The following is a 1,106-nucleotide window of genomic DNA, read 5'->3' as shown; positions in this document are numbered from 1 at the left end:
GAAATTAAGAAAAGATCAATTATCGCAAACTATACACTTTACTTTAGTGTCAAAATTATAATAATGACAAAAAATATCAGGCTTTGTTTAATTATCAAAAATAGTTAAAATGAAGTCGATCACCCTTATAATTTTAATTACAAACCTTTTATCAGCTTGTGCATTAGCACCAAAGCTAAAACAGCCCAATGATAGGAACCGTGTGCCTATTAATAAAACAATCCCTGACGAAATCAAGCGAGCAAGTATATGAGAAAGATTCTTATTATAACAGGAATAATTACCCTTTTGGGAATGATAAATTTAACTCTAACGTCTAACTTTAGTTGGGGTTCTGGAACTCAAGGCTCAACTGTTCAAATTCCTTTTTCAAAAGCAGACTATCTGGAAATTATTACGTTGTTAAAACAACAAATTGAAGAAACCGAAAAGCAGATCGAAAACGCGAAAAAAATCCATCAATCTATAATAGGACCTAAAATACTATCACATGCAATAGGAGACAATTTTAGTTTTTTCATACCAGTTTCGCCTTTTGACTACCCAGACACAAAAACAAGCTACCACAACATATCTGTTAGCCACTATAGAAATCTTTTTCGTAAACTTGTTCTCGAAGAGAAAAGGGACGGCTTCCAGAGATTGCCGTATCATAAGATACGCGAAATAATTAATACACGTCTTAAATATAGTGGGATTGTCGAAAAAGCTGTAAGTTTACAAACTTTCAAAGACATAGAGAACCGCTTTAAACAAGTGAAAGATTTCTTAGATAAGATAAGTAACACACAAGATCTGAAAGAACTTTTTGATATACAAACACGCATTAAGACCATGTCATCCATGATCCAAAATGAATATACAAAGCTACAAATGGTCAGAAATTTAAGCGATGACGAAGAGACTCTTATCGAAATACAAAAACGTAAATTGTATAGCAAAATTATAGCCTATTACAACAAACGTATGCCTGAAATAAGATCTAACCAATAAAGCTCTTTACAACATTTGCTTTTTTTTCATGAAAATAAAAGCCAATGTAGAAGGTTCAGTACTATCCGAACAATTCAGAGAGGCACAAAGATTTTATCAAAGCCAAGATATCG

2 protein-coding genes are annotated in these 1,106 nt (G+C 32.4%); both read left to right on the top strand.

Features of this window, described 5'->3' with window-relative positions; all coding sequences use genetic code 11:
- Positions 1-109: 109 nt before the first annotated feature.
- Entirely contained in the window at positions 110-253 is a 144-nt protein-coding gene (locus ACFIKR_RS09360; protein WP_375653526.1) for a TrwH protein, read from the top strand.
- A complete protein-coding gene (locus tag ACFIKR_RS09355) occupies positions 250-993 on the top strand; it encodes a type IV secretion system protein (protein ID WP_375659651.1) in 744 nt (247 codons plus the stop codon). The genes ACFIKR_RS09360 and ACFIKR_RS09355 overlap by 4 nt, the downstream gene beginning before the upstream one ends.
- The last annotated feature ends 113 nt before the right edge of the window (positions 994-1,106 follow it).

This window comes from Bartonella sp. MR30HLJHH (genome assembly GCF_042194195.1).
Taxonomy (GTDB): Bacteria; Pseudomonadota; Alphaproteobacteria; order Rhizobiales; family Rhizobiaceae; genus Bartonella; species Bartonella grahamii.
The sequence above is the reverse complement of the archived record's forward strand: the minus strand, read 5'-3'. Positions and strand labels throughout refer to the sequence as shown.